We start from the raw sequence: 12294 nt of genomic DNA, 5'->3' as shown, positions 1-12294 counted from the left end.
AAACTAGTCTGCAGAAAACAACGGCATACAAGGATGAGAAGGTGCGTATGATAGCGCCTTCTCTGCCCCTGCTATCATTTCGCATAGACAACTGCGCCACCAGACCCAATTACCATAAATTGATTACCTGATGGAGCAAAACCACATTTTATCCAACCATCCAAACGGGGAATGTCTAACATTGTCGCATTCAGCAAGTATTCATACCCTTGAACAAACACATGGTCGATGATGACGGATGCTCGCGGCCACCAAGGATAAATCACCTCTAAACTCCATCCTTCATCAGTTAAATGCACTCCGTCACCCGCTTCTATGCCAAAAATTTCTATCTCCTCCGCCGATTCTGGAATGATAAATTTCAATCCCCTGTCTATGATATTGTTTTCAGTTCTGTCGGTGTCCCTGTCCCTTAGGATTCTCTCTCCAGTCATTGAATGGTTGATGCTATAACCTGAATTTGAGCTAATTAGGATGATATTCTCTTTTGAGTCCCATCCTGCTGCGATTACTCCAGAGGCAGAGAGTACGGTCTGTTGTCTCCACGGTAGAGGAGGCACTTGTGGAATCATTTTTTGTGCTTTCTCCAATAATGCCAATTCGTAATTTGTTCTTATTTCTTGCTTGTTGTTTTTAAACATTTCAAATGCCACTCCGTACAAGTTTTATGCGTCTCACTAATGTTTACTTACCACTCAGCCTCTAGAGCGGTAAGTAGTTCTGACGGCAGTACCACAATAATAAATCAAAGCAAACTTCAGTTCAAACGGGTGGGAGTGGAGGATACTTGGAACTTTTACCTATAACTGAATTGTTCAATTTCCTTAAACATGTATTCTGTGTAGTTTAGGAGCATATCCTCGTCGAGATTTAAGGTCTCTAATCCATTTTCATACTTTGCAAGACACTGCGCAATTGTATACTTATACTGATTGGGCAATTCATTTAAAGCCCATTCACCTGCTTCTTTTTTGGAAGAAATGGCGGATTCCCTTACATACAGAAGTACTCTTGCTAGATTAAGCACATAATAAACTGGATTATCAATGATTCCTTCAAATGCTCCATTAACATCAGACTTAATTGAATCGATATAATAGTTGTGATCAATAGCCTTGAATACTTCCTTAATTGGTTTTCCGAAAAGTACACTCCCGCGATTATATGTCACAACAAAGTGAGCTGCTAAATCAGGATCTTCATATCCTCCGCAGAAATAGGTCTCATCCGTTAGATACTTTACTTTGTGGAATGAAGAATAATGAAATTCAAAAGGGGTTGGATATACAAAATCAACAGTATATGTCTCTAATACTATACTGATTTCAAATCCTCTCACCATCTTCCATTCTTCTTCAAGGCGAATAAGTTTATTAGCAATTTTCCTGTAAGTATCAACAGATAGCTTTTCTTTAACCACTGCTAAAATATCTACATCACTTTGTAACGGATTAAAACACCCCATTGCCATAGAACCATGTAAATAAATTCCTATAAGAGAGCCAGATAATTTTTTCTTTAAAAGACTAGTTACCTTGTCTAAGACAACTTGTTGATTCATATTAATTCTCCTTGAATAAAAGCGGGAGCTGATTTCCTCTAATAGTCGTCATTGAACCCGAGGAACTCGCGAACGGAGTCTCAGTTTCGCTTATTGAACTTCTCTGCTAAACATTTCTTGCAAATCGAAAGGATAGCCCTAGCTCTAAAAATAGGATGAGGTGAAATGGGGACACGGGGCTCTGTGAAATCGATCAATTTGACTTTACGCCTTCCCCTGATGCATGTCATCGCGAATACACTTCCAATGCTCGTAATACAACCGCCTCATTTATTCCACTTACCCTACTAATTCGGTTGGCCCATTCCTCTATACCACTTAACTGATCTTCGATTTCCCTGCCAGTATTACGACTAATAAAACTTTTGTAATTATCAAATTCCCAATGACCGACTTGATCGTCCATAAACAAACGTTTCTCAACAAGGGGGCTTGTGATGTTTCTCTGCGTTTTTTCTCCTGCCGCAATCAATTCACTATCGGAAACCGGGGTCAAGTTAAATGACTGATTGCTTTCCTTGCCACTCGGCCTTCTATAAGTCACAATAAGGTTTTCCAACTGTGTTGTCAGCTTAATTTGAGCGCCTGGAAAGAACCCTTCCACAAATTCCTCGGTATATTCCTCATGTTCCCGGTCTATCAGTATAGGCTGAACCCATTGATCTCCAAGATCGCACAAATACTTATAACCTTCATCATCAATAACGACTACCGCCACATGGAAATGAGGAGTAAACACGGCATAAGCTTGTAATTTATTCTCCCTAAATTCGTTAATTAACCAAATCGCTAAATCAAAACAGTTGCCAGACGTTCCATATTCCTCCCGATGTAATTTCATTAAATCCACTGTTCGTTGCTTGTTAACCGAAGCAATCTGGCTATACCAAGCTTTAGTTAAGGTTTCCATCGGAAAGTCGTCGAATCTTCTCCAAATGTCAATCACACTCTGAGACGCTTTCATTGCCCTCTCTCCTTCATTCTTCTTCTTGAATAGATAGCTCCCGAATAAGGAACAAAGATCATTGTGAAATCTCCGGCCCATTCCATCTGTCTGCGGGCATTGAAAGATTATGGATCCGGCAGTTCATTGAATGCCTCTCACTTGAACATTTCTTTATTTGAATATTAGTAAATAAAACCAATTAAAATTTGGACAGCCAAAACGGTCTATTAAACGGTCGTGCCTGGCGACCGTTCCGTTTGTTTACGCATCCAGCGCAGACTAAGGATCCAGCCGCCTAAAGCAATCAGACTGCCGACCAGGAATGGGGAGTTGATTTGAACATCAAACAAGGCCCCGGCAAGGATCGGGCCGCCGATGTTCCCTAGACTCGTATAGGAAGCATTCAAACCGGCAACAAGCCCCTGTTCGTTGCCGGCAATTCTGGAAAAATAAGTGCTAATCGCCGGGCGTACAAAATCAACTGCCAGAAAAACAAGCGTGACCGATACAACCATCATCCAATATTGGGCCGAAAAGATGGTCGCAACCATAAAAACAGCCATCACTAATAAGCAATAGACCGTCAGCTTCTTCTCCCCAATCCAATTGATCAGCCGCCCGAAGAGCGTCAGCTGCATCACAGCGCCAACGATCGCCCCGATCATGATTAACCAGGCAATTTCATTAGGCGTATAGCTGTACTTATGGTCAACAAAAAGTCCTAACACCGTCTCAAATTGGGACAATCCGAGCGAAGTGATCAAGATGATCAACAGCCCTGTAAAATAAGGGGTGCGATAAGATTTGGCAAGCTGTGCGAGTTGAGACTCTTTTCGGTCCATACGTGCCTCTGGAGCAGGCAACTTGTTCTTATCCAGTGACTCTGGCAAAATACTCATTGAAACGACAGCGGATAAGGCGGCAGCTCCAGCTGCGGCGAAGAAAGGCACTCGCATACCGTACTCGACTAAAAAACCACCGATCGCCGGACCGATGATAAAACCTGTTGAAATCGCCGCATTAATCCAGCCCATTCCCATTCCCCGATCCTCTTCTGTCGTAATATCAACGACGTAGGCCATGACGGCGGGCATAATAAAGGCAACGGATACACCGCCAAGCAGTCTTGAGATAAACAGCAACACTGCATTCGTAGCCAGGCCAAAAAGCAGCTCGGATACAGCAAAAAGCAGCAGACCGGCGACAATGATCCACTTTCGCCCATAACGATCAGACCAACTGCCTGCATAAGGCGCCACTAGAAATTGAGTTAATGAAAATACAGCGACCAGAAGGCCAACGATCGTTCCAGAGATGCCAAGAACGTTCATATATGTCGGCATAATCGGGATAACCAAGCCAACGCCTACAAATCCTATAAAGATATTAAACATGAGCAATAAAATAGCCCCTCTGTTTCTTGTTGCCAATGCCTTCATTCTACAAATTCCTCCGAATTCTTCTCTCATGACTATCTATACAATGATTCTATATCATTACTATTTACGGAGCTTATTTTCTAAGAGCCTCTATCAGCAGTTGTTCTGGATAGTTTTCCAGCTTTAAAATCGGCGCCCGATTTAATGGTTTGTTCAGTGGCAAAATTGTCCTTTCACTCGAGCAAATAATCATCAATCATAGATTTTGATCGATATACGCCCCTTACTTTAAATTCACCACTCGTCGTGGTGATTCTCCAATACATTATTTGTACATGAGACGGCGATCATTTTATTTTCCTTTCTAGTATCTAATCCTCCGTCTCTTTACAATATATCATACTTTTCTGCAAACGATTAATGGGTAGGGCGCCAATATTCAACTTTTCCATAGACCTTGAAAATCCTTTTAAAAGTGGTCGGGTCATGCGTTAAACAAGCTATACGTTCTTTAATCGATTTCTCATTGTGGAATCCGTTTCTGTTGCATAAGAAGAATATGCAGCTGCCAGCCCTCTCGGTTTATTCATATTGACATAAATGGATTCATAGCTACCTGCTTTCACGACATAGGTTTCATGGAAAAAACCAACTCCTTTTGAGTCAGCCGCTTTTTTATAAAAATGCGTCCAAGCATTCATATGCGTTTTTCCATGGGCGAAATCATGTAACGACTTTATGTTTTCCCAATATTGAGTAATCACAATATTCCTGCCATTCCAACCAGCTTCATAATGAAGAAAACCAGTGCCTTTTTTGCTGGAAAGTTCTTTTAGCATCGGTGGCATGGCACTAAAAACGGGTCCCCATGCTTTGATATTCCACCACTGCTGGATTTTCATGCCAACGATAAAAATGACTACATCTTGGTCATTGGGAGCACTAACTCGCTTCGCTTTTGTCATTTTAATTTCTCCTTTGTTTTTTTGCACCATTGCAGCTCGGCTTTAGCTACTTCTTTTCCATAATCTAACGTATATAACCAAAATTCAGCGCCGGGGTGGATACTTAGCTGTTTTTCCATTTGTTCGTAAACTTTCATTTTTCCTTGTAACAACCGTTCATGTTCACAAATGTGGTGAAAAGCGTGTTCTCGGTTCATTTCGTTTCCAAAAAACAGTTTTACGAGCAGTTCATTTTTATGAAGTCCACTATCGTAAATAGGAGCCACCAGCCAATCATGAAGTTTATGCTTTCCTGCCTCCGTTATCTCATACTCCTTCCGATCCCCATCGCTTCCGATTTGACTAACATACCCCTCTTTAACTAACGTTTTAAGCGCGGGATAAATTTGTCCATAACTCATTTTCCAAAAATGCTCAAAACTATTATCAATGACCTTTTTTATTTCGTATCCCGTTCTACATCCTCCTGACAGTATGCCAAGCACAATCCATTTAGCCTCTGTTTTCATCTCGCCCTCCATATATCTTTAAGATATATCTAAAAGATATATGGACTCGATCCATTTGTCAACAGCAATAATGAGTTAACGAAAAGCGTCTCCCATCTTTTTAAATCGGAGTATTTGAGATCCTTTTTTATTACTAATACGATTGCATTCAACTAGTTTTACAGACTTTTTGACTCCGTTTTGCTCTGACATGCATGGATGAGCCTTACATGTTTTTGATCTCCGCCTTTTCTCGTGGTAAAGTTTTATCATGCCCTTCTACATAGCTACATAGTGTTCACCTCTATCTGTACGAGCGATCCCATTGAATACACAAATCCCCATTCATACAGCTTTCCCTATGATGATGGCATACTTTCTCTAATGAATTTGGCGGTAATAATCTGTCACAATTGAGCACAGATGAACAGGAACGACTAACACAATATTCGTAGACTTAGTACAGAAAGGAGAACATACGATGAAAAGCCTTCAAAGAATGCTTGATAGCATTGAGTATATAGAAAGCCATTTAGATAACGAGCTTTTGCTTGACGAAATTGCTGCGGTTGCTTGTATGTCTAGGTTTCACTTTCAACGGATGTTCCGTATGTTAACCGGCTATGCCGTATCTGAATATATTCGGAATCGCCGTATTACAGTAGCTGCACAAGAACTCGTTCATTCCAAATCTAAAGTAATCGATGTGGCAATGAAGTATGGGTATGAAAGCCCAGAATCTTTTACGAAAGCATTTCGGCGAATACATGGTATCTCTCCATCCGATGCTAAAAAACATAGTCAATCCTTGAAGGCTTACCCAAAGATCTCTTTTCAAATTCAATTAAAGGGTGATGTGGAAATGGATTACAAAATTGTTGAGAAAGACGCGTTTACCGTTGTAGGAAAAAGCATTCGTACGACTACAATTGGCGGAGAGAACAACCGAAAGATTGCTGCTTTCTGGAATGAATCGAATCGGAATGGATTGTCAAAACAACTTGCTAAAAATTGCGGCCCTCTTGGATTGCTTGGTATTTGCATTGATTTTGACAAACAGCAGGAAAATTTAACCTACCTCATCGCTGCAGAAAAGAATAGTGATCAAATTCCTGTTGATTGGGAAACAAGACAAATTCCTGCGGCAACTTGGGCTATTTTTCCGGTACACGGGGCAATGCCTAATGCAATGCCAAAAGTATGGGAGCGAATCTTTTCTGAATGGTTTCCGGCAACAGGATATGAACATTCAGGTGGACCCGAAATGGAAGTATACGTTAGTGATGCTGATCCTTATTCAAAGGACTATTACAGCGAGATATGGGTTCCAGTAAAAAAATGACAAATAAACAGCGCATGAGACAGCCTTTGTCCATGCGCTGTTTGTCCCCCCAAAAAGCCCAACACTATCAGTGAAGCGATACATAAAGCCGTAAATGCCAACATGGTAAAAATGTTTAACATATCGGAAATTAAAAACAGATAGGCTTGTTGGCTACTGTCCTTGACACAGATAAGATCTTTTTTAATAATTCTTCTAGCTTTAAGTCTATATCCCCACTCCATCTTTCATAAACGGCACTGCCAGTTCGTATGATTCTATATGGACATTATTCAATCACGATAGTTATGAAAGCGATTACAAATAGAGGAGGTCAGCTAATGGACTGACAAAAAACGGTATTCTCTTAACCGCCCGACGGTCAAAACGGACACTACCCCTCCCCCAGTTGCTTGATAATTTGGGAAACCAAAGCCATTTATTTTGATTTTTTTCAGAAAATATCTTTTCAAATGAAGTCAGAAGCGGTAGACTCTTGGAGAAGAATGTTTTTTAAACATTTCATCATTTTTTAAAAGGAGGAGTACACTTGGCTCGAGAACAATGGGGAACAAGAGCCGGCTTTATTATGGCCGCTATTGGATCCGCAATTGGGTTGGGAAATATATGGCGTTTCCCCTATGTAGCTTATGACAATGGAGGGGGCGCATTTTTTCTCGCATATTTGTTTGCCATGCTTACAGCAGGGATCCCGCTATTATTAATGGAATTTTCAATCGGCCAAAAATTCAGAGGATCTTCCCCGCTTTCATTTGCGCGCATCAATAAAAAGACGGAATGGCTTGGTTGGTGGCAAGTCGCGATCTCTTTTGTTGTGGCCACATATTATTCGGTTATTATCGCTTGGGCTCTGTCCTATATGGTGTTTTCATTTAATCAAAGTTGGGGCAGCGACACCCAAGGTTTCTTTTTAGGGGACTACCTTGAAGCCACTGAAGCTGGTGTGCTTGGTGGATTGAATGGCAATGTGTTAATTCCGCTTATCGTTGTATGGGCAGGCGTATTTGTGATCATGTTAGCTGGTGTGAAAAAAGGCATCGAATGGGCAAACCGCATTTTTATTCCTTTACTTGTTGTGATGTTTTTAGCAATTGTTGTACGTGCCCTCACATTAGAAGGTGCTGTCAATGGATTGGATGTCTTTTTCCGACCTGATTGGCAAGCGTTAGCCCAACCTGGTGTTTGGGTTGCCGCCTATGGGCATATTTTCTTTAGCCTTTCAATCGGCTTTGCGATTATGATTACTTATGCAAGCTACTTGCCTAAGAAAGAAGATTTGAACAATAGTGCGTTTATTACTGCTTTTAGCAACGGAAGCTTCGAGCTACTTGCAGGCATCGGCATTTTCGCGACGCTAGGTTTTATGGCTGGTAATCTCGGTGTTCCTGTGGCAGAAGTGGCAACGAGCGGCATTGGTCTAGCCTTTATCGCGATTCCTGAAATCATTAATACGATGCCAGGATTCAACGGTTTGTTCGGCGTCTTGTTTTTCGGATGCCTCGTATTGGCCGGTATTACGTCGTTGATTTCAATTACAGAAACGTATATAGCTGGCGTACAAGACAAATTCAAAGTATCACGAACGAAATCGGTTATCGTTGGCGGCGGTTTATCGGCAATCATTTCGTTGTTGTATGCGACGCGTGGGGGCATTAACGTGTTAGATGCTGTCGATAACTTCATTAACCAGTTCGGCATTGCATTTGCTGGCCTTGTCTCTGTCATTATCGTTGCTTGGATTTTGCGCAAGCTCGATTTCTTGCAAGGGCATATGAATGAAGTATCTGATTTCCGTATTGGCTCATGGTGGAAATTCAGCTTAATGTTTATTACTCCCCTCGTCCTTGGCGCCAATATCATTCTTGCGTTCATTAATAACATTCGCGCACCTTATGAGGATATGCCCCTTTCTTTCTTAGCTATTTCAGGTTGGGGCGTTGCCGGGGCAGCTTTTGTTGTCGGCCTTTTACTTAGCCTGATTAAATGGCCTCCTGGCAAATTGGAAGCCTATAAGAAGGAGGATGATTAACAATGAGTGGAAGCGCCATTGTCATGATGATTCTTGGTATGGTTATTCTATGGGGTGGTATGGTGGCAAGCATTGCCTATGCGTACATTGTCTCCAAACGTCGTAAAAAGACAAACTAGCCATGTATGAGGACGGCGCATCTTTTGCGCCGTCTTTTTTCGTGGTCAATAAAGAAGGATGATTTGGACAGACTAAGCCCATAAGCAGATTGCTGGTAACATTCTTTGTCCGTCTGTACAATAGAAGGAAACATCTAGCGGAGGTGAGCTTATGCCTACAGAAGAAGAAAGAAACGAAACGAAAGAACGGGTAATGGCGCAATTAGAAGAAGTGATTGACCCTGAGCTTGGTGTTGATATTGTCAATCTCGGCCTCGTTTATGGCATTGAACTAGACGATGAGTTCAACGTTACGGTAGAAATGACGCTAACGACCATGGGCTGTCCACTTGCAGGAACAATTCAAGCGGACGTCAAGCGGGCCCTTTCCGAATTACAAGAACTTGGGGAGATTGGAAAAGTTGATGTGAATATCGTTTGGAGCCCGCCTTGGTCAAAAGATAGAATGTCACGTTACGCCAAAATTGCTCTCGGCCTTCCTGATTAAACTGTACTTTTCCGCCTAAAAAGATAGATATGGCTTTTGCAGGGCGAAATAAGACCCATGTTATGTGACAACAATTAAAAAAGAATAAAGTCTTTGCAATAAAGATTGCCTTAAACCGCCATTTGCAGCAAACTAACATTGTATCCACTACAACAAATGGAGGTCGGCCATATGTATACCCTTGCTTGTTTGCATGACGGCTCGGTAACTGTCCTTCACAGCCAGCGCTATTGCCCCATCAAGGCTTTTACTGATGTGATGGCAGCAAAAGAATTGGCTCGACAAGTACATGCTCGTTTAACCGAAAGTGGCAAATGGCATGTGTTGAAAGTGGGAACAACATAAAGGAACACCGTTCATAAGCAGGCCCCCTCCTGCTTATTTTTTTCGCCTACTGCGATATACTCCGTTTTGACTGTGTTTGTTTTGGCGCAATAGAAGCAAGCAAAAGGCCAAGCAACAGCAACGCAATGCCGCCCCATGAGTAGAAAGAGAGCGACTCCCCCACAAGGCTGACTCCTAGAAGGGCCGCAGTAAGCGGTTCGGCTAATGCAAGCGTTACAGCAAGAGAGCCTGGAATTTCTTTTAGTCCTTTCGCAAAAAGCATGTAGGCCAAGCCAGTCGCAAGCAAGCCTAAATGCAAAACAACGAGCCCATTTTGCCAATGAAGCAGCCAGCTGACCTCAAATAAAAAGAACGTTGGCAACAACACGATCGCGCTGAAAGAAAAGATAAATGCGACGACGACTTCAGGCTCCCCTTTGGCTAGAAGCCCTTTGCTTGCTAATGTATAAGCAGCAAAGGAAAGCCCTGCCCCTATAGCAAACAAAACCCCTAGCGGTGACACAACTACGGACTGATCGCCAGCGGTCATTAGCAACACACAGCCGGCAATCGCCAAGGCTGTTGCTTGCATCCAACGCTTTCCTGGAACCCGCTTAAAAAAGGCCCACTCCAACAAGCCTGCTACTATTGGGGCACTGCCAATGGCGATAACGGTTCCTGCCGCAACGCCAGTCATTGACACAGCCGTAAAAAAGAATGGTTGGTAGGCAGCCATAGCCGCAATACTCACAAAAAATGGCCATTTCGGCCACCCCTTTATATTTAGCGATTTGCCAGTCAAAATAGCAAACATGAGTAAACTCATTCCCCCGAGCAATAGCCGCGCAGCCCCCACTACTAACGGATGGGCGCCAATTAAAAATGCTTGCGCTGTCCCTGTTGTTCCCCATAGCATCGCAGCACATAGCACGAACACAATCGCCATCGGCATCGTCCATCGCTCCAATCGTTCTATTTGTCTTAAATCATCATAAGGCCATACGCTCTTTTTGAGCCGTCCTTGCCTAATGCCAAATAAGGCCGAAAACGAGCACATCTTGTTCGTCGGCAATCGTTTGTTGAAGCTGCTTTGGTTCATACCAATTCGATGCGCCACTGTTGCCTGAATGGATCAAAACAAGGGGATTATCTTCCATTTGCAAATCCAGCTGCTCTGCTTCTAGCGCCACTTTCCCGTCTACTCCAGAAAGCGCAGGCACTGCTAGAGGGCCAGTCGAGTACATGACCCGATCCCCTTCTTTCTCTACACCTTCTATCCAGCATGTATAGTATAACGTCTCATCCAATTCTTGTTCCTTTATCGCTAACGTAAGTTCTTCGTAAGCCGAGAAAGGCGTGTCTTTGTCAAAAAACAGTGTGAACAACTCATTAGAGTCTTCTTCTACGGGTTCACCGTCTTGATACCGTTTGCTATAAAAGCTTAGCTCTTCTATTTCTTGGTGACCAGCATTGCTTAAATCAAAGGAAAACGAATAAGTGGTACCGATTTGCAAATACCGTTCTTCCGATTCGGACAATGCCTTTTTCGGCAAAATCCCTGTTTCCTCTGATTGGCATGCCACTAATGTTAACAATGTGCTTATGAGAAACCATGCGCTTTTTTTCATTTTGTTTCCTCCCCAAAAATTTTTCGGTATTCTCCCCTATTCCGAAATATCTGTTAATGGTACCAACAATGCAACGTGTATGGGAAGAGAACACGACGGCTATGGCTTTTCCCGTTCCGCTAGCGTCAATCAGCAGAAACGGGCGCCACTAATAGCCTGACATCTCAGTAAATCAGCATGCTCCTAAAAGGATATTTAGGCAGCAGAAAGCCATGGTTAGTCTTCCTTGTCCCTCCTAAGCCAAGTCAACATTGTGAAAAACTTGTTGTACATCTTCCAAGTCTTCAATCGCGTCAATCATTTTTTCAAACTGTGCTTGCACATCCTCTGAAAGCGTCACTTCGTTGTGGGCAATCATTGAAAACTCGGCCACAGAAAACTCCTCTATCCCTGCGTTTCGGAACGCTTCTTGGACAGCATGAAACTGGTCTGGTTCTGCATAAACAATCACCGTGTCATCTTCTTCGATGATGTCTTTGGCGTCAACATCGGCATCCATTAAAATCTCTAGTGCTTCATCGGCTGTTTTTCCTTCAAAACCGATCACAGCTACTCTGTCAAACATATAGGCGACTGAACCACTGACGCCCATGTTCCCGCCATTTTTCCCAAAAGCAGCGCGAACGTCAGATGCGGTGCGGTTGACATTGTTTGTTAAAGCGTCGACAATCACCATCGCCCCGTTTGGCCCAAACCCTTCATAACGACGTTCCTCATAACTTTCATCAGAGCCGCCTTTCGCCTTCTCAATCGCGCGGTCAATGATTGACTTCGGGACATTGTACGTCTTCGCCCGTTCTAGTACTGCTTTTAAAGCTTGGTTTAATTCAGGATCAGGCTCTCCTTGTCTGGCAGCTACATAAATCTCACGGCCAAATTTGGCGTAAATCCGGCTTGTATTGGCATCTTTAGAAGCTTTTTTTTCTTTAATATTATTCCATTTACGGCCCATAGCGGTACCCACTCTCTTTCCCTTATTCAATTCCAGGCCAAAGCGCTGGTTCTCCACGTTATTATAACGCATAA

General features: G+C 42.7%; 14 protein-coding genes. 5 read left to right on the top strand and 9 right to left on the bottom strand.

Features of this window, described 5'->3' with window-relative positions; all coding sequences use genetic code 11:
* Positions 1 to 74 precede the first annotated feature (74 nt).
* The 6 genes from BUC05_RS03335 to BUC05_RS03310 all read right to left on the bottom strand — a co-directional run bounded on the left by BUC05_RS03335 (position 75) and on the right by BUC05_RS03310 (position 5360).
* Positions 75 to 641 carry a hypothetical protein gene (locus tag BUC05_RS03335; protein WP_073304073.1) on the bottom strand — a complete coding sequence of 189 codons (567 nt, stop codon included), beginning with the start codon at positions 639 to 641 and terminating at the stop codon, positions 75 to 77.
* A gap of 155 nt (positions 642 to 796) precedes the next feature.
* Positions 797 to 1561: an aminoglycoside adenylyltransferase domain-containing protein gene (locus BUC05_RS03330; RefSeq protein WP_063609569.1), complete on the bottom strand. Its 765-nt coding sequence runs from the start codon at positions 1559 to 1561 to the stop codon at positions 797 to 799.
* A gap of 226 nt (positions 1562 to 1787) precedes the next feature.
* Positions 1788 to 2525, bottom strand: coding sequence for a hypothetical protein (locus BUC05_RS03325; protein ID WP_063609570.1), 738 nt, complete (start codon positions 2523 to 2525; stop codon positions 1788 to 1790).
* A 209-nt stretch (positions 2526 to 2734) separates the two neighbouring features.
* On the bottom strand, positions 2735 to 3946 hold the full coding sequence (locus BUC05_RS03320) for an MFS transporter (RefSeq protein WP_011246808.1): 1212 nt from the start codon (positions 3944 to 3946) through the stop codon (positions 2735 to 2737).
* A 440-nt stretch (positions 3947 to 4386) separates the two neighbouring features.
* Positions 4387 to 4851: a DUF4188 domain-containing protein gene (locus BUC05_RS03315; protein WP_035204175.1), complete on the bottom strand. Its 465-nt coding sequence runs from the start codon at positions 4849 to 4851 to the stop codon at positions 4387 to 4389.
* The gene (locus tag BUC05_RS03310; protein ID WP_011246806.1) at positions 4848 to 5360 is read right to left on the bottom strand and encodes a PadR family transcriptional regulator; all 513 of its coding nucleotides are present in this window, start codon (positions 5358 to 5360) and stop codon (positions 4848 to 4850) included. The genes BUC05_RS03315 and BUC05_RS03310 overlap by 4 nt, the downstream gene beginning before the upstream one ends.
* Positions 5361 to 5820: 460 nt before the next feature.
* On the opposite strand from BUC05_RS03310, the gene BUC05_RS03305 reads away from it, so the two are divergent.
* From BUC05_RS03305 to BUC05_RS21415, 5 genes are all read left to right on the top strand, one after another.
* Positions 5821 to 6681, top strand: coding sequence for an AraC family transcriptional regulator (locus BUC05_RS03305; RefSeq protein ID WP_063609571.1), 861 nt, complete (start codon positions 5821 to 5823; stop codon positions 6679 to 6681).
* 529 nt (positions 6682 to 7210) lie between these two features.
* Complete coding sequence (locus BUC05_RS03300) at positions 7211 to 8710, top strand: sodium-dependent transporter (RefSeq protein ID WP_011246804.1); 1500 nt, start codon at positions 7211 to 7213, stop codon at positions 8708 to 8710.
* A gap of 2 nt (positions 8711 to 8712) precedes the next feature.
* Positions 8713 to 8829: a methionine/alanine import family NSS transporter small subunit gene (locus BUC05_RS03295; protein ID WP_073304071.1), complete on the top strand. Its 117-nt coding sequence runs from the start codon at positions 8713 to 8715 to the stop codon at positions 8827 to 8829.
* Positions 8830 to 8980: 151 nt separating this feature from the next.
* A complete protein-coding gene (locus tag BUC05_RS03290) occupies positions 8981 to 9316 on the top strand; it encodes a metal-sulfur cluster assembly factor (protein WP_011246803.1) in 336 nt (111 codons plus the stop codon).
* A gap of 171 nt (positions 9317 to 9487) precedes the next feature.
* Complete coding sequence (locus BUC05_RS21415; protein WP_156323100.1) at positions 9488 to 9661, top strand: hypothetical protein; 174 nt, start codon at positions 9488 to 9490, stop codon at positions 9659 to 9661.
* A 46-nt stretch (positions 9662 to 9707) separates the two neighbouring features.
* Here BUC05_RS21415 and BUC05_RS03285 read toward each other — a convergent pair whose 3' ends face one another.
* The 3 genes from BUC05_RS03285 to BUC05_RS03275 all read right to left on the bottom strand — a co-directional run bounded on the left by BUC05_RS03285 (position 9708) and on the right by BUC05_RS03275 (position 12220).
* On the bottom strand, positions 9708 to 10592 hold the full coding sequence (locus tag BUC05_RS03285; protein ID WP_035204169.1) for a DMT family transporter: 885 nt from the start codon (positions 10590 to 10592) through the stop codon (positions 9708 to 9710).
* A gap of 73 nt (positions 10593 to 10665) precedes the next feature.
* Entirely contained in the window at positions 10666 to 11268 is a 603-nt protein-coding gene (locus tag BUC05_RS03280) for a hypothetical protein (protein ID WP_035204168.1), read from the bottom strand.
* Positions 11269 to 11503: 235 nt separating this feature from the next.
* Complete coding sequence (locus tag BUC05_RS03275) at positions 11504 to 12220, bottom strand: YebC/PmpR family DNA-binding transcriptional regulator (RefSeq protein WP_035204166.1); 717 nt, start codon at positions 12218 to 12220, stop codon at positions 11504 to 11506.
* Positions 12221 to 12294 lie beyond the last annotated feature (74 nt).

The sequence above is a fragment of the Shouchella rhizosphaerae genome (genome assembly GCF_900142675.1).
GTDB classification, from domain to species: domain Bacteria; phylum Bacillota; class Bacilli; order Bacillales; family Bacillaceae_D; genus Shouchella; species Shouchella rhizosphaerae.
The sequence above is the reverse complement of the archived record's forward strand: the minus strand, read 5'-3'. Positions and strand labels throughout refer to the sequence as shown.

What these genes read in the sequence shown, in the direction of transcription:
- BUC05_RS03330 (WP_063609569.1), bottom strand. Translation starts at nt 1,561, where the DNA reads ATGAATCAACAAGTTGTCTTAGACAAGGTAACTAGTCTTTTAAAGAAA.
- BUC05_RS03320 (WP_011246808.1), bottom strand. Translation starts at nt 3,946, where the DNA reads ATGAAGGCATTGGCAACAAGAAACAGAGGGGCTATTTTATTGCTCATG.
- BUC05_RS21415 (WP_156323100.1), top strand. Translation starts at nt 9,488, where the DNA reads ATGTATACCCTTGCTTGTTTGCATGACGGCTCGGTAACTGTCCTTCAC.
- BUC05_RS03305 (WP_063609571.1), top strand. Translation starts at nt 5,821, where the DNA reads ATGAAAAGCCTTCAAAGAATGCTTGATAGCATTGAGTATATAGAAAGC.
- BUC05_RS03275 (WP_035204166.1), bottom strand. Translation starts at nt 12,220, where the DNA reads ATGGGCCGTAAATGGAATAATATTAAAGAAAAAAAAGCTTCTAAAGAT.
- BUC05_RS03290 (WP_011246803.1), top strand. Translation starts at nt 8,981, where the DNA reads ATGCCTACAGAAGAAGAAAGAAACGAAACGAAAGAACGGGTAATGGCG.
- BUC05_RS03335 (WP_073304073.1), bottom strand. Translation starts at nt 641, where the DNA reads ATGTTTAAAAACAACAAGCAAGAAATAAGAACAAATTACGAATTGGCA.
- BUC05_RS03295 (WP_073304071.1), top strand. Translation starts at nt 8,713, where the DNA reads ATGAGTGGAAGCGCCATTGTCATGATGATTCTTGGTATGGTTATTCTA.
- BUC05_RS03285 (WP_035204169.1), bottom strand. Translation starts at nt 10,592, where the DNA reads ATGCCGATGGCGATTGTGTTCGTGCTATGTGCTGCGATGCTATGGGGA.
- BUC05_RS03325 (WP_063609570.1), bottom strand. Translation starts at nt 2,525, where the DNA reads ATGAAAGCGTCTCAGAGTGTGATTGACATTTGGAGAAGATTCGACGAC.
- BUC05_RS03315 (WP_035204175.1), bottom strand. Translation starts at nt 4,851, where the DNA reads ATGACAAAAGCGAAGCGAGTTAGTGCTCCCAATGACCAAGATGTAGTC.
- BUC05_RS03280 (WP_035204168.1), bottom strand. Translation starts at nt 11,268, where the DNA reads ATGAAAAAAAGCGCATGGTTTCTCATAAGCACATTGTTAACATTAGTG.
- BUC05_RS03310 (WP_011246806.1), bottom strand. Translation starts at nt 5,360, where the DNA reads ATGAAAACAGAGGCTAAATGGATTGTGCTTGGCATACTGTCAGGAGGA.